The organism is Nocardioides sp. zg-1230 (assembly GCF_013155335.1).
In the GTDB taxonomy this organism is placed as follows: Bacteria; Actinomycetota; Actinomycetes; order Propionibacteriales; family Nocardioidaceae; genus Nocardioides.
The window spans coordinates 372,061-398,257 of the sequence record NZ_JABJQZ010000002.1 but is presented as its reverse complement, the minus strand read 5'-3'; the positions used below and the strand labels follow the sequence as shown (position 1 = coordinate 398,257).

At 72.7% G+C, this 26,197-nt stretch carries 24 protein-coding genes; 7 read left to right on the top strand and 17 right to left on the bottom strand.

Annotated features, from left to right (window positions below; all coding sequences use genetic code 11):
- Nucleotides 1-428: 428 nt before the first annotated feature.
- From HOO61_RS09885 to HOO61_RS09860, 6 genes are read right to left on the bottom strand one after another with little or no spacing between them, the layout of a single operon-like run.
- Nucleotides 429-1,823, bottom strand: a complete 1,395-nt coding sequence (locus HOO61_RS09885; RefSeq protein ID WP_172258541.1) for an amidase — start codon at nucleotides 1,821-1,823, stop codon at nucleotides 429-431.
- Nucleotides 1,820-2,467, bottom strand: a complete 648-nt coding sequence (locus HOO61_RS09880; protein WP_172258540.1) for a carbon monoxide dehydrogenase subunit G — start codon at nucleotides 2,465-2,467, stop codon at nucleotides 1,820-1,822. The genes HOO61_RS09885 and HOO61_RS09880 overlap by 4 nt, the downstream gene beginning before the upstream one ends.
- The gene (gene cutA, locus HOO61_RS09875; RefSeq protein WP_172258539.1) at nucleotides 2,464-4,875 is read right to left on the bottom strand and encodes an aerobic carbon-monoxide dehydrogenase large subunit; all 2,412 of its coding nucleotides are present in this window, start codon (nucleotides 4,873-4,875) and stop codon (nucleotides 2,464-2,466) included. Before cutA ends, HOO61_RS09880 begins: the two co-directional genes overlap by 4 nt.
- The gene (locus tag HOO61_RS09870; RefSeq protein ID WP_172258538.1) at nucleotides 4,872-5,381 is read right to left on the bottom strand and encodes a (2Fe-2S)-binding protein; all 510 of its coding nucleotides are present in this window, start codon (nucleotides 5,379-5,381) and stop codon (nucleotides 4,872-4,874) included. Before HOO61_RS09870 ends, cutA begins: the two co-directional genes overlap by 4 nt.
- Nucleotides 5,378-6,232, bottom strand: a complete 855-nt coding sequence (locus tag HOO61_RS09865; RefSeq protein ID WP_172258537.1) for a xanthine dehydrogenase family protein subunit M — start codon at nucleotides 6,230-6,232, stop codon at nucleotides 5,378-5,380. Before HOO61_RS09865 ends, HOO61_RS09870 begins: the two co-directional genes overlap by 4 nt.
- Nucleotides 6,229-7,596, bottom strand: a complete 1,368-nt coding sequence (locus HOO61_RS09860; protein ID WP_253942241.1) for a uracil-xanthine permease family protein — start codon at nucleotides 7,594-7,596, stop codon at nucleotides 6,229-6,231. Before HOO61_RS09860 ends, HOO61_RS09865 begins: the two co-directional genes overlap by 4 nt.
- 344 nt (nucleotides 7,597-7,940) lie before the next feature.
- On the opposite strand from HOO61_RS09860, the gene HOO61_RS09855 reads away from it, so the two are divergent.
- Both HOO61_RS09855 and HOO61_RS09850 read left to right on the top strand, forming a co-directional pair.
- Nucleotides 7,941-8,237, top strand: coding sequence for a hypothetical protein (locus tag HOO61_RS09855; RefSeq protein WP_172258535.1), 297 nt, complete (start codon nucleotides 7,941-7,943; stop codon nucleotides 8,235-8,237).
- Between the two features lie 20 nt (nucleotides 8,238-8,257).
- The gene (locus HOO61_RS09850; protein ID WP_172258534.1) at nucleotides 8,258-8,710 is read left to right on the top strand and encodes a GNAT family N-acetyltransferase; all 453 of its coding nucleotides are present in this window, start codon (nucleotides 8,258-8,260) and stop codon (nucleotides 8,708-8,710) included.
- Between the two features lie 23 nt (nucleotides 8,711-8,733).
- Here the strand turns inward: HOO61_RS09850 and HOO61_RS09845 are convergent, their stop codons facing one another.
- Nucleotides 8,734-9,600: a glycerophosphodiester phosphodiesterase family protein gene (locus HOO61_RS09845; protein ID WP_172258533.1), complete on the bottom strand. Its 867-nt coding sequence runs from the start codon at nucleotides 9,598-9,600 to the stop codon at nucleotides 8,734-8,736.
- Nucleotides 9,601-9,748: 148 nt separating this feature from the next.
- Between HOO61_RS09845 and HOO61_RS09840 the strand changes: the two genes are divergently transcribed.
- Nucleotides 9,749-11,149, top strand: a complete 1,401-nt coding sequence (locus HOO61_RS09840; protein WP_172258532.1) for an ATP-binding protein — start codon at nucleotides 9,749-9,751, stop codon at nucleotides 11,147-11,149.
- On the opposite strand, the gene HOO61_RS09835 is transcribed toward HOO61_RS09840, so the two are convergent.
- Nucleotides 11,150-12,409 (bottom strand): CdaR family transcriptional regulator, encoded by a 1,260-nt coding sequence (locus tag HOO61_RS09835; protein ID WP_172258531.1) that lies wholly within the window; start codon nucleotides 12,407-12,409, stop codon nucleotides 11,150-11,152.
- Between the two features lie 81 nt (nucleotides 12,410-12,490).
- Between HOO61_RS09835 and HOO61_RS09830 the strand changes: the two genes are divergently transcribed.
- From HOO61_RS09830 to HOO61_RS09820, 3 genes are read left to right on the top strand one after another with little or no spacing between them, the layout of a single operon-like run.
- Nucleotides 12,491-13,225: a DUF2877 domain-containing protein gene (locus HOO61_RS09830; RefSeq protein WP_172258530.1), complete on the top strand. Its 735-nt coding sequence runs from the start codon at nucleotides 12,491-12,493 to the stop codon at nucleotides 13,223-13,225.
- The gene (locus tag HOO61_RS09825; protein ID WP_172258529.1) at nucleotides 13,222-14,706 is read left to right on the top strand and encodes an FdrA family protein; all 1,485 of its coding nucleotides are present in this window, start codon (nucleotides 13,222-13,224) and stop codon (nucleotides 14,704-14,706) included. Before HOO61_RS09830 ends, HOO61_RS09825 begins: the two co-directional genes overlap by 4 nt.
- Nucleotides 14,703-16,091, top strand: coding sequence for a DUF1116 domain-containing protein (locus HOO61_RS09820; RefSeq protein ID WP_172258528.1), 1,389 nt, complete (start codon nucleotides 14,703-14,705; stop codon nucleotides 16,089-16,091). Before HOO61_RS09825 ends, HOO61_RS09820 begins: the two co-directional genes overlap by 4 nt.
- A gap of 230 nt (nucleotides 16,092-16,321) precedes the next feature.
- Here the strand turns inward: HOO61_RS09820 and HOO61_RS09815 are convergent, their stop codons facing one another.
- The 9 genes from HOO61_RS09815 to moeZ all read right to left on the bottom strand — a co-directional run bounded on the left by HOO61_RS09815 (nucleotide 16,322) and on the right by moeZ (nucleotide 23,489).
- Nucleotides 16,322-16,999 carry a 1-acyl-sn-glycerol-3-phosphate acyltransferase gene (locus tag HOO61_RS09815; protein ID WP_172258527.1) on the bottom strand — a complete coding sequence of 226 codons (678 nt, stop codon included), beginning with the start codon at nucleotides 16,997-16,999 and terminating at the stop codon, nucleotides 16,322-16,324.
- A 5-nt stretch (nucleotides 17,000-17,004) separates the two neighbouring features.
- A complete protein-coding gene (locus HOO61_RS09810) occupies nucleotides 17,005-17,337 on the bottom strand; it encodes an MGMT family protein (protein WP_172258526.1) in 333 nt (110 codons plus the stop codon).
- On the bottom strand, nucleotides 17,334-17,840 hold the full coding sequence (locus HOO61_RS09805) for a hypothetical protein (RefSeq protein ID WP_172258525.1): 507 nt from the start codon (nucleotides 17,838-17,840) through the stop codon (nucleotides 17,334-17,336). The genes HOO61_RS09810 and HOO61_RS09805 overlap by 4 nt, the downstream gene beginning before the upstream one ends.
- A complete protein-coding gene (locus HOO61_RS24840; RefSeq protein ID WP_172258524.1) occupies nucleotides 17,840-19,120 on the bottom strand; it encodes a DUF58 domain-containing protein in 1,281 nt (426 codons plus the stop codon). Before HOO61_RS24840 ends, HOO61_RS09805 begins: the two co-directional genes overlap by 1 nt.
- Nucleotides 19,117-20,100: a MoxR family ATPase gene (locus tag HOO61_RS09795; protein ID WP_172258523.1), complete on the bottom strand. Its 984-nt coding sequence runs from the start codon at nucleotides 20,098-20,100 to the stop codon at nucleotides 19,117-19,119. Before HOO61_RS09795 ends, HOO61_RS24840 begins: the two co-directional genes overlap by 4 nt.
- Nucleotides 20,087-20,521 (bottom strand): hypothetical protein, encoded by a 435-nt coding sequence (locus HOO61_RS09790; protein WP_172258522.1) that lies wholly within the window; start codon nucleotides 20,519-20,521, stop codon nucleotides 20,087-20,089. Before HOO61_RS09790 ends, HOO61_RS09795 begins: the two co-directional genes overlap by 14 nt.
- Nucleotides 20,518-21,309, bottom strand: coding sequence for a DUF4129 domain-containing protein (locus tag HOO61_RS09785; RefSeq protein ID WP_172258521.1), 792 nt, complete (start codon nucleotides 21,307-21,309; stop codon nucleotides 20,518-20,520). The genes HOO61_RS09790 and HOO61_RS09785 overlap by 4 nt, the downstream gene beginning before the upstream one ends.
- Before the next feature lie 73 nt (nucleotides 21,310-21,382).
- Complete coding sequence (locus HOO61_RS09780) at nucleotides 21,383-22,252, bottom strand: hypothetical protein (protein WP_172258520.1); 870 nt, start codon at nucleotides 22,250-22,252, stop codon at nucleotides 21,383-21,385.
- A gap of 37 nt (nucleotides 22,253-22,289) precedes the next feature.
- Nucleotides 22,290-23,489 (bottom strand): adenylyltransferase/sulfurtransferase MoeZ, encoded by a 1,200-nt coding sequence (moeZ, locus tag HOO61_RS09775; protein WP_367650108.1) that lies wholly within the window; start codon nucleotides 23,487-23,489, stop codon nucleotides 22,290-22,292.
- A 293-nt stretch (nucleotides 23,490-23,782) separates the two neighbouring features.
- Here moeZ and HOO61_RS09770 point away from each other — a divergent pair, with 293 nt between their 5' ends.
- Nucleotides 23,783-26,059 (top strand): immune inhibitor A domain-containing protein, encoded by a 2,277-nt coding sequence (locus HOO61_RS09770; RefSeq protein WP_172258518.1) that lies wholly within the window; start codon nucleotides 23,783-23,785, stop codon nucleotides 26,057-26,059.
- Nucleotides 26,060-26,197 lie beyond the last annotated feature (138 nt).

The following is a 26,197-nucleotide window of genomic DNA, read 5'->3' as shown; positions in this document are numbered from 1 at the left end:
GTCGATTGCTCGGCAACACCTGCCGGGAGTCGGAACAGGCGAAGGGCCCTCGACGGTATGAGCGTCAAGGGCCCTTCTGGTGAGGATCAGGTCGCCGAAGCGTCCAGGTCCTCGGAGGTGACCGGTCCTGTGATGCTTCCGGTCGATCGCTCCTCCTGCTGCGTCCCAGCCACCCATCACCTGGTGCCTGCGACGTTCCCCGGCGTACCGGTTCGCGTCGTACGGACTCGTCGTCGGAGCCATCCCGCCTCCCCTTGCGGGGCTGCGTAGGACCAGTTCTACGCCCGCGGAGTCCCAGGTCACAAGGGTCTTTCGGCCCCGATCTGGACATACTTCGGGTTCCGGCGCGTCGTGCACAGGCGGGGGTCGTTCATCCCCAGCTCAGCGGACGTCGTGCACACCCTTGTCCACAGTCTGTGCACACCTCGTCACGAGGCGAGCAGGTCCTCGACGGCGGCCGCGACCTCGAGCAGCCGACGGTCGGCGCCGTGACGGGCGACCAGCTGGACGCCCACAGGCAGCCCGTCGGCGGTGCGGCCCGCGGGGACGGAGATCGCGGGACACCCGGTGACGGTGATGAAGTACGCCGAGCGCATCCAGGCGAGGTAGTCGGGCATCTCCTGCCCGTTGATCGTCTCGGGGAACTCCTGCTCCACCGGGAAGGGCGGCACCTGCGAGGTCGGGAGCAGCAGCACGTCGTGGTCGCCGAAGAACAGCCGCATGGTCTCCGACAGTGAGGTGCGCTGCGTGTAGGCGCGGGCCACGTCGGCACCGGTCAGCGGCTCACCGGCCCGGATGTTGGCCTCGAGCGAGGCCTTGAACGACGACGGGTGCTCCGCGAGGAGCCGACCGAGCTTGGCCTGGAAGTGCCACGCGCGGAGCGTCCGGAAGGTGTCGTCGGCCAGCGAGAGGTCGGGGTGGGTCTCGGCCACCGACGCACCCGCGTCGGAGAGCCGCGCCGCTGTCGCGCGTACGACGTCCGCGACCTCGTGGTCGACCACCAGCGCGCCGCCGAGGTCGACCGAGCAGGCGACCCGGAGACCGGCCGGCGGGGCGGGCGTCAGCGGCGGCGCGAAGGAGGAACCGGGGTCGCCGAGGGCCTGCGGGGCGCGCGGGTCGGGACCGGCGATCACCGACAGCAGGAGCGCGAGGTCGCCGACGTTGCGGGCCATCGGCCCGCCGACCGACGTGCTCTCCCACTGGTTGTAGAGCGGCCACTCCGGCACCCGGCCGAGCGAGGGCCGCATGCCGACGACGCCGCAGAACGACGCCGGGTTGCGCAGGGACCCGCCCATGTCGGAGCCGTCGGCGAGCGGCACCATGCCCGACGCCAGCGCGCACGCCGCTCCCCCGCTGGACCCGCCCGCCGAGCGCGTCGGGTCGACCGGGTTGCGGGTGACGCCGAAGACGGTGTTGAACGTGTGGGAGCCGGCCGCGAACTCCGGGACGTTGGTCTTGCCGATGAAGACCGCGCTGGCCGCGCGGACGCGCTCGACGAGCAGGTCGTCGTGGTCGGCGACGGCGTCGGCGAAGATCGGCGAGCCGTAGGTCGTGCGCCAGCCCTTGAGCGCGTGGGTGTCCTTCACCGCGAAGGGCAGCCCGTGCAGCGGGCCGACCTCCTCGCCCGAGGCCTGCGCCTGGTCGGCGACGGCCGCCCAGGCCCGGGCGCGCTCGGCGTCGAGGGAGACGATCGCGTTGAGCTCGGGGTTGCGCTCCTCGATCCGGTCGAGGTGCAGCTCGAGGAGCTCGCTCGCAGAGATCTCCCCGGACCGTACGGCGGCGGCCTGGGCGCGGGCCGTGGAGTCGACCGTGACGACCGTCATCGGCGGCGCCCGAAGATCCCGCCCACGACGACGCCGAGGACCACGAGCCCGGCGCCGACGGCGACGCCGGTGAGGAAGTCCTGGCGCGATGCGGCCGCCGGCGCGGGAGCCGGGGCGGTGAAGACCTGCCCGGCGGTGACCGGGCCACCGGCGGGTGCCACGGCCGGCGCACCCGCCGCCGCAGCCTCGGCAGGGGCCGCCGCCGGGCCACCGGCGATGGCCGCGTCGACGTTGCCGAAGAACTCACCGGCCATGCGACGCGACACGCTCGTGAGCATCCGCTGTCCGACGCCGCCGATCATCCCGCCCACCACCGCGTCGGCGTCGTACGACACCTTGGTGGAGGAGCCCTCGTCGAGGAACCGCACGTTGACGGTGGCCCCGATCGTGCCGGGGGCGCCGGCGCCGTCGAGCTTCATCACCAGCGACTCGTGCTCGACGAGGTCGGTGAGCACGCAGGAGCCGGCGTACGTGCCCTTGATCGAGGCGACGCCCGCGGTGACCGTCATGGCGTAGGCGTTCTCACCGGTCGCCTCGAGGCGCTCGCAGCCCGGGATCGTCCGGACCAGCACGGCCGGGTCGAGCAGCGCGTCCCACGCCTGCTCGACGGGCGCGGCCAGCGTGTTCTCTCCGGTGAACTTCATGCGGTCTCCTCAGACAGGGGGTGGGGTTCGTCGACGTGCTCGAGCCGCAGGGCGAAGAGCTCGGACGGCGAGATCGGCATCGACGTGATCGGGAAGCCCTCGGCGTCCTCGATGGCCGCGGCGAAGACGGCGGCGGACGGGATGACGCCCGCTTCGCCGGCGCCCTTGATGCCGAGCGGGTTGAGCGGGGACGGGGTCTCGAGGTGGTCGATGTCGATCGACGTCGGGACCTCGGTCGCGTAGGGCATGAGGAAGTCCATGAACGAGGCGTTGAGCAGCTGTCCCGACTCGTCGTACGCCATCCGCTCGTAGAGCGCGCCGCCGACGCCCTGCGCGACGCCGCCGTGGATCTGGCCCTCGACGATCATCGGGTTGATCAGGTGGCCGCAGTCGTGGACGACGGCGTACTTGAGGATCCTGATCTCCGCGGTGTCGGGGTCGGTCTCGACGATGACGGCGTGCATGCCGTTGGCGAAGGTCGAGCGCGGCGGGGAGTAGAAGTCCTTGCCCTCGAGGCCGGGCTCGTCGTCCTCGGCCACCGGCGGCTTGCCCGGGTCGCCGACGGAGAACTGGGTGGCGGCCTTCGATGCCTCGTCGAAGGCGTAGCGCAGTGGGTTGGAGAGGACGGCGACCGTGCCGAGGTCGATCGAGGCGTCCGTGCCACGGACGGACACGACGCCGTCGGCGATCTCGAGGTCGTCCTCGGACGCCTCGAGTGCCTCGGCCGCGATCCGCAGCGCCTTCTCCTTCGCGCGCAGAGCGGCGAGATGGATCGCCGAGCCGCTCATCACGGCCGCACGCGAGGCGAAGGTGCCCACGGCGTAGGGCATCTTGCGGGTGTCACCGGTGGTGATCTCGACGTCCTCGAAGCGCACGCCGAGGGCGTCGGCGACGATCTGGGCGAACGCCGTCTGGTGGCCCTGCCCCTGGGTGGTCAGGCCGGTCGCGACCTTGACCTTGCCCGAGGTCTCGATGTGCACGTGGGCGCCCTCGTAGGGACCGACGCCCGTGCCCTCGACGTAGCACGCCAGGCCGATGCCGACCCTGCGCCCCTGCGCGGCCATCTCCGCACGGAAGTCCTCGAACTCGTCCCAGCCGACCAGCTCCTTGAGCTTGGCCAGCGAGGCCGGGTAGTCGCCGGAGTCGTAGGTCAGCTCGCGCCCGTCCTGGAAGACCAGCCCGTGCTCGTACGGGAACTCGTCGGGCTGGATGAAGTTGGCCGAGCGGACGTCGGTGCGGTCCTTGCCGAGGTAGGCCGCGATCGCGTCCATGGTGCGCTCCATGACGAAGCAGCCCTGCGGTCGACCGGCGCCGCGGTAGGGCGTGACGATCACCGTGTTGGTGTAGAGCGACTCGAAGGCGACCCGGTAGTTCTCCGGCTTGTAGGGCCCGAGCAGCTGGGTCGAGGTGATGATCGGGACGATGAGGCCGTACGGCGTGTAGGCGCCGTGGTCGTGCCAGAACTCGACGTTGAGCCCGAGCAGGCGGCCGTCGTCGTCGAAGCCGACCTCGACGTGGTGCTGCTGGGCGCGCTCGTGGGCCGAGGAGATGAAGTGCTCGCGCCGGTCCTCGGTGAACTTCACCGGCCGCCCCAGCGTCATCGCCGCCAGCGGCACGAGCAGCTCCTCGGGCCACGGGTGGTTGATCTTGACGCCGAAGCCGCCACCGACGTCGGGGGTGACGACGTCGACCTTCGCGAGGTCGAGGCCGAGCTTGGCGGCGACGCAGCCGCGCACACCGGTCGACGTCTGGGTCGAGGACCACACCGTCAGGCGGGACGTGTCGGGGTCCCACCGGGCCACGGTGCCGCGCCCCTCCATCGGCGTACAGGCGGAGCGCTCGACGTCGAGGTCGAGCGTCAGCGTGTGGGGCGCGCGGGCGATGGCTGCGCGGGCGTCACCGTTCTCCTGCTCCATCCGCGCGCCGACGTTGTCGGGCACGTCGTCGTGCACCGTGCGCTCGGCGGCGCGTGCGGCGGCGATCCCGACCACGGGCTGCAGGTACTCGTAGTCGACGCGGATGCGCGAGACGGCGTCCTCGGCGACGTAGCGGTCGACGGCGACGACGAAGGCGATCGCCTCGCCGACGTAGTTGACCTCGTCCTTCGCCAGGGCGTACTGCGTGCGACCGTGGGTGAGGGTCGGGTGCGGGATCAGCAGCGGCAGCGGCTCGGCCATCGCGCCGGTCAGGTCGTCGTAGGTCCACACGGCCACGACGCCCTCGACGTCGAGCACGTCGGAGACGTCGATGTCGACGATGCGGGCGTGCGCGTGGGGCGAGCGCAGCACAGCCGAGTGCAGCAGCCGCGGGTCGTCGGTGAGCAGGTCGTCGACGTAGCGTCCCTGGCCGCGCAGGAAGCGCTGGTCCTCCACGCGCGGCACCTTGGCGCCGAACATCTTCGTCGTCATGCCTCGCCCCGCTCGGCCTGGATCTCCGCAGCGCGGAGCACCGACTTCACGATGTTCTGGTAGCCCGTGCAGCGGCAGAGGTTACCGGCGATCATCTCCCTCGCCTCGTCCTCGGTCGGGTCGGGCGTCTCGCGCAGGCCGGCGGTGATGGTGGTCAGGAAGCCCGGCGTGCAGAATCCGCACTGCAGGCCGTGGCAGTCGGAGAACGCCTGCTGCACGGGGCTGAGACGGCCCTGGGGCGAGCCGTCGTCCTCGGTCAGGCCCTCGACCGTCGTGATCTCGGCGTCGACTGCCGAGACGGCGAGCATCAGGCACGAGCGCATCGGCGTGCCGTCGACCAGCACCGTGCAGGCCCCACACACGCCGTGCTCGCAGCCGACGTGCGTGCCGGTCAGTCCGCAGTCGTGGCGCAGGGCGTCGGACAGCAGGCGCCGCGCGGGCACCTGCACCTCATGGACGGACCCGTTGACGTGCAGGCGCACGTCGTGGAGCTGTTCGGTGGTCACGGGTGGATCGCCTCTCCTGCCCGCGAGCGGGCGTGGTCGGTCGCAGCCGCCATGACGCGCGGCGCCAGCACCTTCACGAGGTGGGCGCGGTAGGCGGCGGTGGCGTGGATGTCCTCGGCGGGGTCGAGCTCGGCGAGGGACTTCGCGGCGGGGTCGTCGAGCGCGTCGGTGACGTCGACGACGACGGGGACGTCGCTCACCGAGACGAAGCCGATCCGCGCGCGGGTGACCTCTCCCCCGTCGGTCTCGACGAGGGCGGCGACGCCCACGAGGGCGTAGTCGCCGTGACGGCGGGCGATCTCCTGGAAGGCGACGCCGGCAGCGGGTGCGAGGGCCGGGAAGAACGCCTCGACGGCGACCTCGTCGTGGGCCAGGGTGGACTCGAGCGGGCCGGCGAACAGCTCCGCCGCCGGGATCGTACGACGACCGCGCACCGACGCGACGTCGACGGATCCCTCCAGCAGTCGCAGCACCATCGGCATCTCGGCCGCGGCGTCGGCGTGCACGATCGAGCCGACGGTGGTGCCGCGGTTGCGGATCGTCGGGTGCGCCACGTGGCTCAGCGCCATCGCGAGCAGCGGCTGGGACTCCTGGGCCTCGGCCGAGGCGAGGACCTCGGCGTGCCGGGCCAGGGCCCCCACCCTGACCCCGTCCTCGGCCACGCGGACGTGGCCGAGGTCGGGCAGGGCGTTGATGTCGACGAGCATCGAGGGTGCGGCCAGCCGCATGGAGAGCAGCGGGACGAGCGACTGACCGCCGGCCAGCACCTTCGCCCCCTGCTCCCCCGCGAGCGCCGCGAGGGCTTCCTCGAGGGTGGTGGGTCGCAGGTAGGCGAAGGGTGCGGGCTTCATCGCTTGTGCGTGCCTCCGGAGGCCGCGTCGTCGACGCCCTCGTCGTAGTCGGGGTGGCTCATGTTGCGGGTGACCGTGCCGGCGCCGGTGCCGGTGCGGCCCTTGACCATGTGGAAGAAGACGATGACCAGGATCGTGCCGAGGGCGATGCCGCCGAGCTCGAAGTCGTCGCCGAACGTGAGCGTCACGCCGCCGATGCCGGCGATGATGCCCGCGGACAGACCCACCATGTTGACGGGGTTGCCGAAGTCGATGTTGTTCTCGACCCAGATCTTCGCGCCCACCAGTCCGATCATTCCGTAGAGCACAACCGTGATGCCGCCGAGGACGCCGCCCGGGGTCGCGTTGACCACCGCGCCGAACTTCGGGCACAGGCCGAGCAGGATGGCCACCAGAGCAGCGACGTAGTAGGCCGCCGAGGAGTAGACCCGGGTCGCACCCATGACGCCGATGTTCTCGGCGTACGTCGTGGTCGGCGAGCCGCCGAACGCGCTGGCGAAGGCGGTCGCGAGACCGTCGGCTCCGATCGCGCGTCCCATGTAGGGGTCGAGGTCCTCGCCGGTCATCTCGGCGACGGCCTTGACGTGGCCGGTGTTCTCCGCGACGAGCGCGATGACGCCGGGCAGGACGAGCAGGATCGCGGTGAGCGAGAACGACGGGCCGTGGACGACGGAGACGCCGTCGGCGAGGGTGCCGCTCGGCAGGCCGATCCAGCTCGCCGCCTCGACACCGGCCCACGAGACGCGGTCGTGCTCGGTGGCCTCGGTGGCGCCTCCGAGCACGGAGGTGATGGGACCGAAGGTCAGGTCGAGGAGCCACGACAGGAGGTAGCCGAAGACCAGGGCGAGGAAGACCGCGATGCGCGACCAGAAGCCGGGAAGCATCACGGCGGCGAAGACCATGAAGGCCGCGGTCGCCAGGGCGACCCACTGGTCCTGGGGCCAGTAGATTCCGGCGACGACCGGAGCGAGGTTGAAGCCGATCAGCATGACCACCGCGCCGGTGACCGCCGGCGGCAGGATGCGGTGGATCAGGTGCGCGCCGGCGAAGTGCACGAGCACGCCGACCGCGGCGAGCACCAGGCCGCCGACGAGGATCGCGCCGGTGACGTACGACGAGTCGTTGCCCTCGTCGAGCGCGCGGATCGCCGCGACCGAGGCGACGAACGACGCGCTCGTCCCGAGGTAGCTGGGCACCCGGTTCTGCACGATCAGCAGGAACAGGATGGTGCAGAAGCCCGAGAACATGATGGCGAGGTTGGCGTCGAGCCCCATCACCAGGGGGAACACGAAGGTGGCGCCGAACATGGCGACCACGTGCTGGGCACCGAGCCCGATCGTCTTGCCCCACGGCAGGCGCTGCATCGGCAGTACCGCTTGCCCCGGCGCGGGATCGACCACTTCCCACTTGAACATCGACATGTGCAGGCCTCCAGATCTGACGGGGTGGTTACCCGAGAAGCCACAAACTAGTGCGGTCCATCTCACACCCTCACTGGCGACATCTGCCGAAGGAACGCCGGAGTCGCTGACAAGTTCTCGGGCGGGTCGGGGTACGCCGAACGGCTCGAGGGGCTCGGCGCGCCCGGCCCGACCTCACCACTTTCGGTCATCTCGGCGTCCGGGGCCGCGCCGCCGGCGATGCGGCGCCCTAGCGTCGCCGCCGCGTCTCTCGGGCGTCCGGACGCACGACCCCAAGGAGATCAGCGATGAAGAGGATCCTGGCAACGATCGTGGTGGCCCTCGCGACCGTGGGAGCGACCGGCACGGCCGCGTCCGCGGGCGAGATCACCGGCACCGGCAACCCGACCCCGGTCAACGGCTACAACGCGAACTCGATCTGCGCGTTCTCGGGCCTGGACGACATGGACTTCGAGGCGCCGGTGCAGCCCGGTGTCGTGCAGAACTGGGGCAGCATCCCCAAGGAGGTCCGCGACTTCCTGGCCACCATCGGCGAGCACCCCGGCACCGCGTGCAACGGGAGCAGGAACGGCACCAAGGGCTGAGGCGCTGCCACACTCGCGGAGTGACCGAGCTCCGTCGGGCTGACGCCGCCGACGCGCCCGCGCTGCAGCGGATCGCGTCGGCGGCGTACTCGCCCTACCTGCCCCGCATGGGTGGCCAGCGCCCCGGTCCGCTGGACGCCGACTACGTGGAGGCCGTCGAGGTCTCCGAGACCTGGGTCGCCTGCGTCGACGGGGCACCGGTCGGCCTGCTGGTGCTGTCCGCGGACCCACCGGACGTGCTCGTGCTCGAGAACGTCGCCGTCCTCCCCGCCCACCACGGCCGCGGGATCGGCCGCGCGCTCCTCGAGCTCGCCGAGAGCCGCGCGACCGCCCGCGGCTGCACGCGGATCCGGCTCTTCACCCACGTCACCATGGTGGAGAACCAGGCGCTCTACGAGCGCATCGGCTACGCCGAGACCCACCGCTCGACCGACGACGGTGTCACGCGGGTGTTCTACGAGAAGGTGATCTGACGGGTGTTGCGCGCCCGCCGGCCTCAGCCCCGGCGGAGGATGTCGAGCAGCACCTGCGGGTAGTTGGTGATGATGCCGTCGACGTCCCAGCGGATCGCGCGCCGCATGTCCTGACCGGCGTTGACGGTCCACACGTGCGCCTCCATGCCCTGGGCGTGGATCTGGTCGACGGTGGCCTCGTCGATCGCCCCGAGCGCCGGGTTGACCTGCTCCGCCCAGGTCGCCGCCGCGGCGATGTCCGCCACGGTCGGCCTGGTCCCGTAGAGCAGCCCGACGGTCACGTCGGGTGCCCGGTCCTTGTAGGCCCGCAGCCAGAGGTGGTTGAAGGACTGGACGACGACCCGATCACGCTGCAGCGCCCGGTTGAAGACCGGGAGCGAGCGCAGCTCCTTGTCGAGGTCGACCTCGATGCCGGGGTAGAGCTCGGGTGCCTTGGGCTCGAGGAGCATGCCGGCCCGGTCCCCGACCGCGTCGACCCACTCGGCCAGCGTGGGCACCCGCTCCCCCGTGAACTCGGGCGCGAACCACGACCCGGCGTCGAGCTGCTTGATCTCGGCGAGCGTGAAGTCGCGGACGTTCCACGGCGCACGATCGGGGAAGACCTGCTCGACGTCGGTCGTGCGTGCGAGCGTGACGTCGTGCATGATCACCAGCTCACCGTCCGCGGTGCGCTGGATGTCGTTCTCCACCACGTCGGACTTCTGGGCGATCGCCAGCCGCACCGCGGCGAGCGTGTTCTCCGGCGCTGCCCCCGACGACCCGCGGTGGGCGACGACGTCGATCGCCGGGGCCGGTGCGGCCGACGCGCTGGGCGTCGACAGGGCCACCACGGCGCCGAGCAGGGCGGTGGTGAGGGCTGGAATGGACAGGACTCGTGCGGTACGCCGCATCCGGATCTCCCGAGGGTGTCAGGGCCCTGCCTGATCGGCCGGGTCTCACCCGACACCGTGGTCGGCTGAGACCAACGGGCGGTGACCAGCGTCCCAACCGGTCGCGACGGCTCCCCGGCCGGTTGCGGAACCACTAGGTTCACAGGTCATGACCACGGGGGAGATCGATCAGGTGCAGGACGACGACGAGCTGCGGGCGGGGTTGAGGCGGCTGGTCCACCAGCTCCTCCGCGACGAGGAGCCGGTCGACCGTCGGGGAGTGGACCTGATGCCGGTCCTGGACGCCCACCTGGGTGCCGGGGCCGACGAGCTGCCCGTCGTGGTGGAGCCGATCGCGGTCCACCGGTGGGCCGACACCGACATCGCCCTCGCCACGATCGCCGGACGCGACCCGGAGGCGAGGTTGCTCGGCATCGGAGGCGGCGACCAGCGCCACCACAGCTCGTTCGGGGACCTCATGTCCCAGGGCCCGTGGGGTCGCTTCCGCAGCGGCCAGGTCGACCGCCTCAACGTGCCCACGGGCCCCGACAGCGAGCGGGCGACCGTCGCCTTCGGCCTCCACCTCTTCCGTCACGACGGGGCGCCGGTCGTCGTGCTGCAGCGGGTCGGCAACCCGCAGTACGGCTCGCAGTCGCGCCTCGAGGTGCTGGCAGCCGACGACGACACGGCCGCGGCCCTGCTGGCCGAGGTCCGTGACGAGGCGATGCGGAGCAGCGTCCTGTGGCGGCAGGTGATCAGCTTCAGCGGCAACCCCTACGAACGCTCGATGTCCGGGCTCACGTTCCACCACCGGCCCGACCTGCCGGCGAGCCACGTGGTGCTGCAGGACGGCACGCTCGAGCACGTGCGCGCCCACGTCGTCGGGCTCGCGGAGCACCGCGACCGCCTGCGCGAGAGGGGCCAGCACCTCAAGCGCGGCGTCCTGCTCTACGGACCGCCCGGCACCGGCAAGACCCACACCGTCCGCCACCTCGTGGGTGCCGCGCCGGACACCACGGTGGTGCTCCTCAGCGGTGCGGAGATGGTGCACGTGGGCGCCGCCGCCCAGATCGCCAGGGCGCACCAGCCGGCGATCGTGGTGATCGAGGACTGCGACCTGATCGCCGAGGACCGCGACCACCACTACGGGGGCGGGCCGTCCCCGCTGCTCTTCACGCTGCTCGACGCGATGGACGGCCTCGACCCGGACGCGGACGTCGTCTTCCTCCTCACCACCAACCGCGCCGAGGCGCTGGAGAAGGCGCTGGCCCAGCGGCCGGGTCGGGTGGACATGGCCGTCGAGATCCCGCTCCCCGAGGAGCCGGCGCGTCGGGCGCTCATCGAGCTCTACAGCGCCCAGGTGGACTTCACGTCGGATGCGGTGGCGCGGGCAGCGCGCGAGTCCGCGGGCACCACGGCGTCGTACGCCAAGGAGCTGGTGCGTCGCGCGGTCCTGCTCGCGGCCCTGGACGGACGCGAGCCGGGCGACGACGACCTCGACGCCGCGACCGCCGAGCTGCAGTCCGACTCCTCCGCTCTCACGCGCGCCCTGCTCGGTTCGTCCGGCTGATCAGCCCACGATCTCCAGCGCCCGGAGGGCGACGGCGACGTCGAGGCGCAGGTGGGGGTCGGTGGCGACCGGTCCGAGGATGCGCTGCAGCTTGCCGACGCGGTAGCGCATCGTGTTGTAGTGGAAGAACTGGGCGCGCGCGGCCTCGGCGACGTTGAAGTTGGTGTCGAGGAGCACCTGGAGGGTCTCGCGGAGGTCGGCGGCCTCGGGGGTGCGCTCGGCGAGCGGGCCGAGCACGTCGGCGGCGAACGCCGTCAGCTCGGCGCCGTCCGGCACGAGGGCGAGCAGCCGGTGCAGCCCGAGCTGGTCGAAGCGCGTCACCGAGCTCCCCCCGTGCACGCGTCGGCCGATCTCGACGGCCCGCTGCGCCTGGCGGAACGCCTCGGGCAGCTCGCCCAGGCCGTGGGAGACCCGGCTGACGCCCGCGGAGAAGGCGATCCGTCCACCGCCGCGGTCGCCGCGCACGGCGGCGATGATCCGGTCGACGGCGACGTGGGCGTCGGCAGGGTCGCCGGACAGGTCGACCGGCACCAGGGTCACCACCTCGCGGCTGAAGGCGACCGACGCGATGCTCGGGTCCACCGTCGCCGAGACCTGTCTCCAGGCATGGGCGAACCGGTCCTGCCACGCTCGGCGGTCCTCCGGCTCGGGGGCCAGGGCGGCGATCGCGTCGGGGTCGAGCACCGCCACCACGACCATCACCGGGCGGTCGAGGTGCCAGCCGAACGCCTGCGCGTGCTCGGCGACGTACTCCTCGTCACCGGCCCGGCCCAGGAACACGTCACGCAGGAAGTCGCCGCGGTACTTGTTCTCCACCGCGGTGATCGCCTCCACGCGCGTCACCAGCAGCGCGGCCACGATCGCGGCGCGCTCCAGGGCGTGCACGTCGGAGGAGTGGATCCTGCCGTCCGGCCGCAGCGCCACCAGCCGGGCGAGGTCGACACCCGCCGCGACCACGCGTCGGACGAGCGCCTCCCCCGCACCGACCGCCGTGCCGTCGGCGTCGATCCGCTCGACGCGCAGGCGCCCCGTCGGGTCGAGCAGGTCGGCACCGGCCAGCGTCTCGCGCTGCGCCTCGTCGAGGTGGGCCGCGCGCTCGCGGCCGTCGGTGGAGGTGAAGACGACGCCGCAGCCGAGGGCATCGCCGACGGCCTCCGCGATGGCCGCGAGGTCGCCACCCTCGAGCACGATGTGGGTCAGGGCGGTGTGGAGCGCGTCGGCGCGCTCGAGCGCGGCGACGGCCTCCGGGTCGCTTATCAAGTCTTGGCCCACATTCACCCCTTGGTCCGACAAGTTCTCACATTCGCGAGTGTCGCACGAGCCGTTAGCGTCTGGGGAGTGATGTCCGGACCGATCTCCGTCGCGGCACCGCAGCGGGTGCACGACCGGCTCCGCGAGGCGTCCGACGGCCCCCGCGAGGTCGTCCACGCGAGCAGCACCGCCGTGTACGTCGACCTCGACGGCTGGTGCCTCGGGCTGGTCTCGGCGACGGCGACCCGCGTGCCGTGCGCGCTCTGGTCGACCCTGCCCGACCTCGGTGTCCTCGACCCGGTGGTGCAGGTGCACCGCGGGGAGCTGGTGGTCGGCGACCGGCCGGTGCGGGTCACCCGGCTCGTCGACCCGCGCGTGACCCGGGTGGGACGTCATGAGATCTCGAGGTTCGAACCGACGATTCCCATGACGTCCGGGCTCGACCTCCCGGCCGACGGCCGACTGACCCCGGCGCACCTCGACCGGCTCCTCGGGCGGGGCCCCGGCCTCACGCCGCTCGGCGACGACGTGCTGTCCGGGTGGCTCACGACCCGCGCCGCGCTCGGCCAGCCGGACGACGTGCTGTCCGCGGCCGTACGACGACGCCTCGGCGTCACCACCCTGCTGTCGGCCACGCTGCTCGACTGCGCGATCCGGGGCGAGGCGCTGCCCCAGCTCGCCGACTGGCTCGCCGAACCCACGGACGCCACCACGGACGCGCTGCTCGCCGTCGGCGCCACCTCGGGCGCCGGCCTCCTCGCCGGCGCCGGGCTCGCCCTGGCCTCGATCGAGGACCACACCACACCCCGGAGGGTTGTCGCATGAAGGACCACGTCGAGCTCCGCAGCGGCGCGTACGCCGACTCGGTCACGCTGCTGCAGGTGAGCCGGGCCGTCCAGGTCACCCCCGGCGTCGTGGCGGCACAGGTCGCGATGGCGACCGGCCTCAACCTCGAGGTGCTCGAGGGCATGGGCTTCGCGATCCCCGCCTCCTCCCCCAACGACATGGTCGTCGCGCTCCGCCTCGACGACGACGCCGACGTGGCCGCCGCGCTCGCCGCCGTCGACGCGGCCCTGGCACCCACCCGGCCGACGGCCGGCGACACCACGGTGGCCCCGCCCCGCACCACGGCGAGCGCGCTGCGTCGTACGGGCGGCGACGCCCTCGCCCTCGTCTCGGTGCCCGGCGCCAGCGCCACCGTCGAGGCGATGGACGCGCTCGAGGCCGGACGCGACGTCATGGTCTTCAGCGACAACGTGCCGGTGGCCGAGGAGGTCGCCCTCAAGCAGTACGCCGCCTCTCGCGGCGCGCTGGTCATGGGACCCGACTGCGGAACCGCGGTCGTCGACGGCGTCGGGCTGGGGTTCGCCAACGCCGTGCGCCCCGGCCGGATCGGCATCGTCGCCGCCTCCGGCACCGGCTGCCAGCAGCTCCTCGCGCTGCTCCACCACGCGGGCGAGACGTCCGAAGGCGTCGGCGTGCGCCACGCGCTCGGCGTGGGTGGTCGTGACCTGTCCGCGGCCGTCGGCGGCCTCGCGACCCGCGAGGCCCTGCGCCGGCTCGACGCCGACCCCGACGTCGACCTGGTCGTCGTGGTGTCCAAGCCGCCGGCCCCCGAGGTGGCCGAGGCACTCGCCCGCGACACGGAGGCGCTCGCCACGCCCGTCGAGCTCGGCCTGCTGGGGCGCGGCCAGCGAGACCTCACCGCGGTCGCCGAGGCCGTGCTGGAGCGGCTCGGCCACGAGGCGCCCGAGTGGCCGGTACACGGCACCGACAACACCGGCCCCGCGACCGGTCCGCTGCTGCGCGGGCTCTTCGTCGGCGGGACCCTGTGCGACGAGTCGATGCTGATGGCGACCGAGGTCCTCGGCCCGATCCGCAGCAACATCCCGCTCTCCGACGACCTCGCCCTGGGCGACGACCTGCTCGTCGACGACCACACGATGGTCGACTTCGGCGACGACGCACTGACGCAGGGCCGGGCCCACCCGATGATCGACCCGACGCTGCGCAACGAGCAGCTCGCCCGGGCCGCCGCGGACCCCGCGACCGGGGTGATCCTCCTCGACCTCGTCCTCGGCCACGGCGCCGAGCCGGACCCCGCAGCCCTCCTCGCCCCGGCGATCGCCGAGGCCCGCCGGGACCGGCGAGTCCCGGTCGTCGTCAGCCTCGTCGGCACCGACCTCGACCCCCAAGGCCTCGACGCGACGCGCGACGCCCTCGTCGCCGCCGGCGCCGAGGTCCACCTCTCCAACGCGTCGGCCACCCGGCGCGCCATCCAGCTGATCGAAGGAGCGGCCCGATGAGCCAGCCCACCGTCGTCACCGTCGGCGCCGACATGTTCGCCGACGCCGTGGCCGGTCAGGCCGTGGACGTCGAGCGGGTCGACTGGCGCCCGCCGATGCCGGGCACCGAGGCCGACCTCGCGACCGTCGCCACCGACCCCCGCCGGCCCGACGCCAACCGGAGGGCCGTCGAGGCGATGCTGGGCGTCACGGCCCACCTCGTCGACGTCGCGCCCGCCTCCGAGGTGCTCGGCCTCGAGAAGGGTCAGTTCCTGCACGCCGGCCCGCCCATCGAGTGGGCGCGAACCTCGGGCCCGCTGCGGGGCGCGCTGATGGGCGGCGCCGCGCTCGAGGGACTCGTCGACGACCCCGAGGACGCCGTCGCGCTCTTCGAGTCCGGATCCTCGGTCAGCCTCGAGCCGTGCCACCACCGCAGCGCCGTCGGCCCGATGGCCGGCGTCGTCACGCCGTCGATGTGGATGTGGGTCCTCGAGGACCGCGCGACCGGTCGCCGGACGTACTGCTCCCTCAACGAGGGCCTGGGCAAGGTGCTGCGCTACGGCGCCTACTCCCCCGAGGTGCTCACCCGGCTGCGCTGGATGGGCGACGTCCTCGGCCCGCTGCTGCAGGCCGCGGTCCGTGGCACGGAGGAGGCCACCGACGTCACGGGCATCCTCACCCAGATGCTCCAGATGGGCGACGAGGCGCACAACCGCAACCGCGCCGGCACGCTGATGCTCCTGCGCGACCTCTCCCCCGCGATGGTGAGTGCCGGGTTCGACGGCGAGGACGTCGCCGACGTGCTCCGCTTCGTCGGTGGCAACGACCACTTCTTCCTCAACCTCGCGATGCCCGCGTGCAAGCTCGCGCTCGACGCCGGGCGCGACGTCCCGGGCTCCACGATGGTCGTGGCGATGGCCCGCAACGGCACCGACTTCGGCATCCAGGTCTCGGGCACGGGCGACGAGTGGTTCACCGGCCCGGCACAGGTCGCGGAGGGCCTGTTCCTCGGCGACTACGGCCCCGACGACGCCAACCCCGACATCGGCGACTCCGCGATCACCGAGACCGCCGGCATCGGCGGCTTCGCGATGGCGACCGCCCCGGCGATCGTCCGCCTCGTCGGCGGGACGGTGCCCGACGCGCTGGCCACCACCCGGCGGATGCACGAGATCACCCTCGCGGAGAACCCGCGCTGGTCGGTGCCCGTGCTGGAGTTCCAGGGCACGCCCACCGGCATCGACGTCACCAAGGTGTGCCGCACCGGCATCCTGCCGCAGATCAACACCGGCATGGCCGGCGCGGTCGCGGGCGTCGGCCAGGTCGGTGCCGGACTCGTCACCCCGCCCGCGGAGATCTTCCCGAAGGCGCTCGCCGCCCTCGCGGTCCGAGCCCCGCAGTCGTAGTCGCCCGGCCGGTCCTGGCCTGGGCGGGCCGGCCCGAGCGGGGCGAGGCCGGCCGGGCCGGCGTGGCCGGGCCGGGGCGCGGGATAGTCCAGTGGGAAGTGGTCGTCTGGAGGCCTTTTCGCCAGCCAGATCTCGCTGGACTACCCAGATGTGGCAACCCGATCTCACTGGACTACGCCCCGGGCGACGACGCAGGCCAGCGCCGCGACGCGCCAGGCGCGCCAGGCGCGTCAGGCGGAGGGCGCGGGTCGCTCGTTGTAGACGCCGGCCGCTTCCTGGCCGGTGAGCCCGGCGATCGCGCCCATGATCCGGTCGGTCAGGTCGCGGCGCGCGCGACCGCTGGGGACGCCGTCGTACTCACCCGCGACCGTGATCGGCTCGCCGAAGCGGACTGTCACGTCGACCTTGCCCAGCCGCGGGCGGCTGGAGCCGACCGGCTGGATGTCCTCGGTGCCCTGCAGGCCGACGGGCACCACCGGGCAGCCGGCGGTCAGGGCAAGGTGGGCCACGCCGGTGCGGCCGCGGTAGAGCCGGCCGTCGCGCGAACGGGTGCCCTCGGGGTAGATCCCGAACGCCTCCCCGCGCCGCAGCACCTCGAGCGCGGTGTCGAGGCTGGCGATCGCGGCCTTGGTGTCGTCGCGGTCGACCGGCAGCATGCCCAGTCCCTCGAACCACGCGCGGGTGAGCGTGCCCTTCACGCCGGTGCCGGTGAAGTAGTCGGACTTGGCGAGGAAGACGACCTTGCGCGGCACCACGACCGGGATGACGACGCTGTCGAAGAACGAGAGGTGGTTGCTGGCCACGATGACCGGTCCGGTGGCGGGCACGTGGTGCAGGCCTTCGACCTCCGGGCGCCACACGGCACGGGCGAGCGGAGGGATGACGCCGTGCGCGACCGTGTAGAGCATGGCGGTCATTCTGCCCCGAGGCGCGGCGACCAGAACGCCCGTGTCAGATCCACGGATCCGCTGGGCCGCAGCGGGGTGCCCTCCTCGAGGTAGGCCTGGCGGGCCTCCTCGTCGTGGGAGGGCGGCAGGGACCCGTCCGCACGGACCACGCGCCACCACGGCACCCCGCCCCCGTGGGCGGCGAGCACCGACCCGACCAGGCGCGGACCACCCCGCCCGAGCCGCTCGCCGACCACGTCGGCGATCGCGCCGTACGTCGTCGCCCGACCCCTCGGGACGGACTCGGCGCACTGCAGCACGAGCTCGGCGTAGAGCTCGCGCTCCTCCTCGGTCGTCATGACACCTCGGGTCGGACCAGGCGGGCGGTGGCCAGCAGCAGGGCGACGACGGTCGCTGCGGCGGCGAGCCACAGCCAGGAGGGTGCCAGTCCCGGGTCGAGGCCGCGGACAGCGAGCCAGGTGACCGGCAGCGGCACGAGTGCCAGCACGCCGCGGGCGAGCCACAGCCGTGCCAGGCGCGGGTCGACGGCGAGCGTCGAGGGGCCGTACGACGCCAGGGTTGCGGCGAGGTGCGCGGCGACGAGCAGCACGCCGACCACCAGCAGCCGCCAGTCGACGACGTCGTGCACCGCCCACCAGCCGCCGACGAGCACCAGCGGAACGACGCCCACGGCGTGGTCGGGCAGCCACGCCCAGGCCGCTGCGGAGACCACGACACCGACGACGACCCACCCGTGCGGCACCTGCGGCAGGGCGAGCGCCAGCGCGGCGCAGGGCAGCGCGAACAGCAGCGCGCGCAGCGCGACGACGGGCACGGTGACCCCGGGGCGCAGCAGGCGCATCACGTGCGCACCTTCGGCACCCGCTCGCGGCGCGCCAGCTGGTGCAGGACCGTGTCGAGCGTGCGAGGCCCGCGCCACGGCACCACGGGCGTCCCGAGCGCGGACAGGTGGCGCAGCCGGTCGTCGCGCTCGATCCGCCGCATCCGCGCGGCCAGGGTGGGCAGGGCGAGCCGGTCGGAGCCCTCCGGTGCGTCCAGGGCGTCACCGAGGGTGTCGATGACGACCACCGAGGCTCCCCTGCGCTGCAGGCTCGCCGTCGCGGTCACGAGCGGCGTGAAGAGCATCGGCGACAGGACGTAGACCGCGCTGCCCGCGCCCGCGCCTAGGTCGAGCCGCTCGGGGGCGGCGCTGCGCGCCCCGGCGCGCACCCGGGCGAGCGTGCCGTGCAGCCGGTGGAGGTGGCGCGGACCGGACCCGAGGGGCACCCGTGCGCCGTCGGCGGCCACGACGAGGAGTCCGACCCGGTCGCCGGTGCGCACGTGGTGCTCGGCCAGCGCGGCAGCCGCGCGGACGGTGAGGTCGAGGGTGCTCGCCGCGCCGTCGATCCCGCCGGAGACCCCGAGGTCGCGCAGGCCGTCGACCACCAGCCACACGCCCGCGTCCTGCTCGGCACGCGTGGTGATGACGTGCAGCTCGCCGGTGCGCAGCGAGACCGGCCACGTGATGCGCTTGAGGCGGTCGCCGGCAGCGAAGGGGCGGATGCCCTCGAGCTCGGTGCCGCTGCCCAGCCGCCGGGACCGGTGCCGCCCGACCAGGCCGTCGGGCTGCGGCACCTCCGCGCGGCTGTCGTACGGCGCCCGCTGCGGCAGCACGACGAGACCGCTCTCGGGGAGGTCGACCGGACCCCAGCGCCACCCTCCCCACCCGCTGGTCAGGGCGACCCGTTCGGCGCCGACCGCGCGCCGGCCCCACCGGCGCGGGCTGAACTCGAGCCCGGGCAGGCCGTCCGCGACGAGCGAGCCCGATGCCCCGTAGGTCGGGGAGGTGGCGACGTGGGCGGCGCGAGCGCCGACCCGGGTGACGTGCTCGACCCCGGTGAGGTCGTCGACCTCGAGCCGCGAGGTCGTGCCCTGCCCCTCGTGGAGGCGGTGGTGGTCGATGCGCGCGACGACCCGCGGGGCGTGGCGCGGTCGCGACGCGAGCCCCACCGCGGCCAGCACGACGAAGGGGGCGGCCAGCACCACCAGCACCTCCTGGCCCAGCACGATCCCGCCGGCGATCCCGCCGAGCGCGATCAGGCAGGCCCGGACGAGCGCGGGGGTCGGCCGCCACGAGGTCACCGGTGCGACTCCAGCGTACGCGGCGCCTCCACCGACGACAGGACCGCGTCCACGACGCGCAATCCGGACGCCTGCGTCATCCAGAGGTCGGGCTTGACCGTGATCCGGTGCGCCAGCACGGCGCGCGCGACCGCCTTGACGTCCTCCGGCACCACGAAGTCGCGGCCGCGGATCGCCGCCCACGCGCGGGCCGTGAGCACGAGGCCGAGGCTGCCGCGCGGCGAGGCGCCGGTCAGCACGTCGGCGTGGGCGCGGGTCGCGGCCACGACCGCGACGCAGTAGCGAGCAACCGACTCGTCCACCACGACCCGTTCGACGGCGGCCTGCACCGCGGCGAGGCCGCCGGCGTCGGTGACCTGGGCGACGTCGACCTCCTCGCGCTGCCGGTCGAGGCGGCGGCGAAGCACGTCGTACTCCTCCGACGCGCTCGGATAGCCGAAGGCGACGCGGAGCAGGAAGCGGTCGAGCTGGGCCTCCGGCAGCGGGTAGGTGCCCTCGTACTCCACCGGGTTGGCGGTGGCCAGCACGTGGAACGGACTCGGCAGCGCGTGCGTCTGGCCCTCGACGGTCACCTGTCCCTCCTGCATCGCCTCGAGCAGCGCGGCCTGCGTCTTCGGCGGGGTGCGGTTGATCTCGTCGGCCAGCAGCAGGCCGGCGAAGACCGGGCCGGCCCGGAAGTCGAACTCCGCGCGACGCTGGTCGTAGACGTAGGAGCCGGTGAGGTCGGCCGGCAGGAGGTCGGGGGTGAACTGCGCGCGGGCGAACTCCAGGCCGAGCGCCCGGGCGAAGGACCTCGCGGCGAGGGTCTTGCCCAGGCCGGGGAAGTCCTCCAGCAGCACGTGGCCCTTGGCCAGGATGCCGGCGAGGACCAGCGCCAGCACCTCGCGCTTGCCCACCACCGCGCGGCCCACCTCGTCGAGGACGCGCTCGGCGAACTCCGCCACCTGGGCGGGATCAGTGCGGGGATCAGCTGCGGTCACGGACGTCCTCGATTCGGGTCAGGATGTGGTCGATGTCGGCCGGGGAGAGCCGGCCTGCGTCGGCGAGCTCGCGCTCGACGGCGTCGCCGAGGTCGGGGTCACGGCCTCGTGCGAGTGCCACGAGCCGGCGTGCCAGGGCGTCCGAGGGCTGGTCGGCCTGCTGGTGGCTGGAGAGCACGCGGAGGTCCGAGGTGGCCTCGTCGACCCGGTCCGCCGACGACGTCGTCCCCTGCTGCCACTCCGCGGCCGGCACGTCGACGATGTCGAGGACCAGGAACGCCAGCGCCAGCACCACGACCGACCACACGGCGTACGGCAGGGGGCGGGGGTCCATGTCGAGCAGCAGCGTGACGACGTACCCGGCGCCCGCCAGGGCCACACCGCCCGCCAGGCGGCCGCGCCACCGCTCGCGGAGGCTCACGTCCGGGCCCCCAGGCTGTGCCGGATGGCGGCGAGGGCGGCGAGGGCCTCGGAGCGGTGCGCCTCGGTGACCGCGTGGTCGGAGAACCGGGCCTCGCGATAGAGCTCGGCAAGCCGGTTGACGGGCCCGGCGTCGGCGTCGGCGAGGTCGAGGATGCGCAGGGCGTACTCCGACGACGTCTCCGAGACCCGCCGGCCCACGCCCGCCCGCTCGCCCTGCACCTCGAAGCGGTGCCAGGCGGCGACGATGCCGTTGCGGGGGTCGCCCTCGCGCAGCAGGGTGTCCTGCTCCTCCGCGTCGGCGGCCACCTGCTCCGCGACCCGGACCGGCTCGTCGAGCACGGCGAACGCGATTTCGTCGCGCTCCTCCGGGCGGATCCGGCGGGCCCGGACCTCCCGCAGCACCGCGGCGAGGAGCCACAGCACGAGTGCGGCGACCCCGGCCACCATGGCCCCGAGCAGGATCCAGATGATCACCGACATCCACACCGGTGGCGGCCTCTCGACGACCTCCTGGCCGTCGTCCGAGGCCTCGACGGGGTCTTTGCAGTAGAACCGCTCGACGACGTCGTTCGGGTCGTCGCCGCTGGGTGAGCCCGCGTCGTCCGCGACGGGCGGACGAGGAGCGCACGTCTCGGTGGTGGTCGTGGCCTGGCGCGGCCCGGGCCCGGTGAAGACCTCGTCGGGGCCGATCAGCGTCGCCCACGCGACCAGGACCATCAGCAGGCACGCACCGGCCACGGCGGCGACGGCGCGCAGGCCGGGCGGCCAGTTCCCGAACGCACGCATGGCGCGACCCTAGGTGACGGGGTCGCGCCATGCGAGGGGGGCACGCCTGGTGGGGACAGGCGCCTCGGGCAGGTCAGAGGATCGGGCTGAAGGGCTCCGTGCCCGGCACCAGACGGAGGCCCGCGATGCCGCTCGTGGCCTGGGCGTAGGCCAGCTCATGGGCCAGGTCGCCGACTCCGTTGGAGCCCGCGAGCGGCGCCAGGGCCAGCGTGGACAGCGTGCCGAGCGCGTTGCCGTCGGCGTCGAGGAAGGCCGAACCGGAGTCACCGGGCACGCCCGGGGTCACGGTGTAGACCGGGTGGGACCACCCTTCGCCCTCGGTGCCGAGGCTCGTGCCCTGCTTGGGCGAGAGCTGCTCGATGCCCGCACGCAGGCTCGAGTTCCCGTAGGAGTAGACGGTGTCGCCGGCGGCGGTGCCGGACATGTTGAGCGCGACCGGGCCACCCCAGAACGGGACCGACGGGTTGACCTTGTCGGCGTCCGCGGCGTCCACCCGCACCAGCGCGAGGTCGTTGTAGGCGCAGGCGTTCTCGTCCGTCTCGCCGGCGCGCTGCATCGCCAGCCACGAGGAGTAGACGAGCGTGCCACCACCGACGCGGGTGCCTTCGGACACCAGCGAGCCGCCCTCGACGAAGTCGACCTTCGTGCCGAGCGGCAGGGAGCCCGCGTCGCAGCCGTTGGTGTCGGTGGCCTCACCGGTCCCGGCGCAGTGCGCCGCGTAGCCGACGTACGTCGTGCCGGCGGTGTCGGTGTAGACGAAGTTGGCGGTGCACTGGGCGCCCTCGGTGTACATCTGCACGCCCGGGTGGATGGCGGCCGACGCGGCGGGCGCCCACGCGACGCGCGCCTGCTTCTCGGGGGCAGCAGTCGCGGGGGCGCTCGTGGCGGCTGCGGCCACCAGGCCCGCCGCGGCCAGGGTCAGGACCTTCGTGGGAGTACGCATGTCCCTCCAACGACGTCCGCCGTCGGAGGGTTACGCGTCAGTACGCCGGCTGGCTGGGGTCGACCTGGCTGACCCACGCGACGACACCGCCGCCGACGTGCACGGCGTCCGCGTAGCCGGCGCCCTTCACGATGGCGAGCACCTCGGCCGAGCGGACGCCCGACTTGCAGTGCAGCACGATCGGCTTGTCGCTGGGCAGGTCGCCCAGGGCGTTGCCGTTGAGGAACTCGCCCTTGGGGACGAGCCGGGCGCCGGGGATCCGGTTGATCTCGAACTCGTTGGGCTCGCGGACGTCGATGAGCTCGAAGTCGCGGGCGCCCTCCTCGCGCTCCTTGAGCATCGCCTCGAGCTGGGTGACCGAGATGGTCGACCCGGCGGCGGCCTCGGCGGCCTCGTCGGAGACGGCCCCGCAGAAGGCGTCGTAGTCGATGAGGCCGGTGACCGTGGGGTTCTCGCCGCACAGTGCGCAGCTGGGGTCCTTGCGGACCTTGAGCTTGCGCCACTCGAGCTCGAGGGCGTCGTAGATGACGAGCTTGCCGATGGCCGGGTCGCCGATGCCGGTGAGGAGCTTGATCGCCTCGTTGACCTGGATGGAGCCGATGCTCGCGCACAGCACTCCCAGCACGCCGCCCTCGGCGCAGCTCGGGACCATGCCCGGCGGCGGGGGCTCGGGGTAGAGGCAGCGGTAGCACGGCGCGTCGTCGGCGAGGGTCGGGGCGAAGACGGACGCCTGCCCGTCGAAGCGGTAGATCGAGCCCCAGACGTAGGGGATCTTCAGGAAGTAGGCGGCGTCGTTGACCATGTAGCGGGTCGCGAAGTTGTCGGTGCCGTCGACGATGAGGTCGTAGCCCTCGAAGACCTGCAGCACGTTGTCGTTGTCGAGGCGCTCGGGGTGCACGACGACCTCGACGTAGGGGTTCACCTCGGCGATCGACTCCTTGGCCGACTCCGCCTTGGAGCGCCCGATGTCGGACATGCCGTGGATGATCTGGCGCTGCAGGTTGGACTCGTCGACCTCGTCGAACTCCGCGATCCCCAGCGTGCCGACTCCGGCCGCGGCCAGGTAGAGCAGGGCGGGCGAGCCCAGACCGCCGGCGCCGATGACCAGCACCTTGGCGTTCTTCAGCCGCTTCTGTCCGGCCATGCCCACGTCGGGGATGATCAGGTGGCGGCTGTAGCGGCGCACCTCGTCGGTGGTGAGCTCGGCGGCGGGCTCGACAAGTGCGGGGAACGACACGTCTTCTCCTTGACTCGGGTGTGGGTGCAACAGCACCCGCGTCCTCCATGTTCCCCGCGGACCCACCAGGCACCCGACCGGTCCCGGGATGCGGACGCGGTGCCGACCGAGTGCCGACGGGTGCCGCCACCGCAGCATCTCCGGCCTCTGGGGTGGATTGCGAAAGTTTTCCTTGCCAGACCCGTCGTGGCTGGGGTGGAGTAGCCCGCTGGTGACCCGTTGTGACCACTTCTGGTGTTCGTCCGGGTCGTCCATCACCATCCCCCCACCTCTCGGAACACGGAGAACTCCCTGTGAAGAAGAAGTCACTGTCCGGCCTCGTGGCCGGTACGGCGTGCCTCGCCCTCGGCGCGGCCGCCCTCCCCGCGGCAGCGGTCCCCTCCGACGGCGCCCCGGCGTCCTCGGAGCAGGTCCGGGCCAAGCCCGACAACCGGACCTCGCCGCAGATCCGCAAGCAGGCCCGCCTCAAGGCGAAGGCCCGCGCGATGCTCGAGAACGGCACGGCCAAGGCCCGCACCCAGGCCGACGGCAGCCAGGTCGTCGAGGTCGCCGAGGGCGAGTTCGTCGAGCTCGGCGAAACCGGCGAGGACAAGATCTGGACGATCCTCTCGGAGTTCGGCAACCAGGGCTCGCGCAAGCTCGGCGAGACCCCCGGACCGCTGCACAACGAGATCCCCCAGCCCGACCGCACGAAGGACAACTCCACGACCTGGGAGCCGGACTACGGCAAGGCCTACTACGACGAGCTCTTCAACGGCTCGGGCGAGTCGATGGCGAACTTCTACTCCGCCCAGTCCAACGGCGCCTACACCGTCGACGTGACCACCGAGGACTGGGTCACGGTCCCGGGCAACGCGTCGACGTACGGGGACAACGCGGTCGAGGACGACGGCGGCTCGTGGTCGTTCATCAACGACACGGCCGACGCGTGGGCGACCTCGTCGGGCAAGTCGACCGCGGAGCTCAACGACTACCTGAAGCAGTTCGATGTCTGGGACCGCTACGACTTCGACGAGGACGGGAACTTCGACGAGGCCGACGGCTACATCGACCACTTCCAGGCCGTCCACGCCGGCGAGGGCGAGGAGGCCGGCGCCGACCCCGACGCGATCTGGTCGCACCGCTGGTACGCCTACCCGACGACCGCCGGGTCCGAGGGCCCGTCCGTCGACGGCAAGCCCAACCTCAACGGTGGCGCGCGCATCGGTGAGAGCGACTACTTCATCGGTGACTACACCGTCGAGCCTGAGAACGGCGGCCTGGGCGTCTTCGCCCACGAGTACGGCCACGACCTCGGCCTGCCCGACTTCTACGACACCAACGGCGGCGACAACGGCTCGTCCTTCTGGACCACCATGTCGTCCGGCTCGTGGCTCGGCCACGGCGGCGCCGACGAGGGCATCGGCACCCAGCCCGGCAGCTTCGGCCCGGAGGAGAAGCTCTTCCTCGGCTGGCTGAAGTACACCGAGGTGAACAAGGGCGAGGGCACCCGCAGCATCAGCCTCAGCCCCTCGGAGAAGCAGGTCGACGGCGCCTACCAGGCCGTCAAGGTGAACCTGCCCCAGGCCACCACGACGCAGGCCCAGGTCGACATCCCCGGCGGGGACTACGCCTGGTGGTCCGGTCGCGGAGACGAGCTGCGCAACACCCTGACCCGCGACGTGCCCGCCGCCACCTCGGTCACGGTCACCGCCGACGGGTGGTACGACATCGAGCAGGGCTACGACTTCCTCTACGCCCAGTACTCGACCGACCAGGGCACCACCTGGACCACGATCGGTCGCGGCCTCACCGGCTCCAAGACGCGCTGGGGCGGCCTCCGGTTCAGCTACAAGCCGGGCGGCCAGGCCACGAAGTTCCGGTTCCGCTACGCCACCGACGGCGGTGTGAACGAGGCCGGCGCGTTCCTCGACAACATCTCGGTCAAGGCCGACCGGACCACCTTCACCGACGACGTGGAGACCCTCGACGCCGGGTGGACGGCCAAGGGCTGGAAGCGCTCGACCGGCCTCGAGACGGTGTCGGACAACCGCTACTACCTCATCGAGAACCGGCAGTACGTCGGCTACGACGCCACCCTGGCGGAGGGCCCGTACAACTTCTCCGAGGCGATCAGCCGGCCCAACTGGGTGGAGTTCTTCGACTTCCAGGACGGCATGCTCGTGTGGATGGTCGACCCGACCACCGCCGACAACAACACCTCGGTGCACCCGGGCTCCGGGTACGCCCTGCCGGTCGATGCCACTCCGAACTCGTTCACCTACGAAGACGGCAGCAGCCCGACCAACCGGCGTGAGCCGTTCGACGCCACCTTCGGCCTCGACATGATCGACCCGACCTGCCTGCACAAGCAGGTCGCAGCGGACAACGCCGAGGGCTACACCACGCTGGAGACGTGCGCCGGCGGCGTGAAGCAGCAGGCGACCTTCGACGACACGCTGGTGTCTGCCTACTACGACGGCACCGACAACCCGCAGAACTCGGTGCAGGTCGCCGGGGAGGGCGTGAAGGCCACCGTCAAGAGCGTCGACGGCGCCAGCCGCACGATGCTGGTGGACGTCACCTACTGAGGCGTCGCCCGACACACGGGGAGGGACTCCGGCACGACCGGGGTCCCTCCTCGCACGTCCGGCTGCCGATAGGCTCGGCGTGGCCTACCCGGCAGTACCTTCCGGCTGCACGGCCCAGCAGCACTCCAGCACCACCCC

Coding starts and splice junctions, on each gene's coding strand:
- HOO61_RS09885 (WP_172258541.1), bottom strand. CDS start 1,823: ATGACGGTCGTCACGGTCGACTCCACGGCCCGCGCCCAGGCCGCCGCC.
- HOO61_RS09880 (WP_172258540.1), bottom strand. CDS start 2,467: ATGAAGTTCACCGGAGAGAACACGCTGGCCGCGCCCGTCGAGCAGGCG.
- cutA (WP_172258539.1), bottom strand. CDS start 4,875: ATGACGACGAAGATGTTCGGCGCCAAGGTGCCGCGCGTGGAGGACCAG.
- HOO61_RS09865 (WP_172258537.1), bottom strand. CDS start 6,232: ATGAAGCCCGCACCCTTCGCCTACCTGCGACCCACCACCCTCGAGGAA.
- HOO61_RS09860 (WP_253942241.1), bottom strand. CDS start 7,596: ATGCAGCGCCTGCCGTGGGGCAAGACGATCGGGCTCGGTGCCCAGCAC.
- HOO61_RS09855 (WP_172258535.1), top strand. CDS start 7,941: ATGAAGAGGATCCTGGCAACGATCGTGGTGGCCCTCGCGACCGTGGGA.
- HOO61_RS09845 (WP_172258533.1), bottom strand. CDS start 9,600: ATGCGGCGTACCGCACGAGTCCTGTCCATTCCAGCCCTCACCACCGCC.
- HOO61_RS09840 (WP_172258532.1), top strand. CDS start 9,749: ATGACCACGGGGGAGATCGATCAGGTGCAGGACGACGACGAGCTGCGG.
- HOO61_RS09830 (WP_172258530.1), top strand. CDS start 12,491: ATGTCCGGACCGATCTCCGTCGCGGCACCGCAGCGGGTGCACGACCGG.
- HOO61_RS09825 (WP_172258529.1), top strand. CDS start 13,222: ATGAAGGACCACGTCGAGCTCCGCAGCGGCGCGTACGCCGACTCGGTC.
- HOO61_RS09820 (WP_172258528.1), top strand. CDS start 14,703: ATGAGCCAGCCCACCGTCGTCACCGTCGGCGCCGACATGTTCGCCGAC.
- HOO61_RS09815 (WP_172258527.1), bottom strand. CDS start 16,999: ATGCTCTACACGGTCGCGCACGGCGTCATCCCTCCGCTCGCCCGTGCC.
- HOO61_RS09810 (WP_172258526.1), bottom strand. CDS start 17,337: ATGACGACCGAGGAGGAGCGCGAGCTCTACGCCGAGCTCGTGCTGCAG.
- HOO61_RS09805 (WP_172258525.1), bottom strand. CDS start 17,840: ATGCGCCTGCTGCGCCCCGGGGTCACCGTGCCCGTCGTCGCGCTGCGC.
- HOO61_RS09785 (WP_172258521.1), bottom strand. CDS start 21,309: ATGCGTGCGTTCGGGAACTGGCCGCCCGGCCTGCGCGCCGTCGCCGCC.
- HOO61_RS09780 (WP_172258520.1), bottom strand. CDS start 22,252: ATGCGTACTCCCACGAAGGTCCTGACCCTGGCCGCGGCGGGCCTGGTG.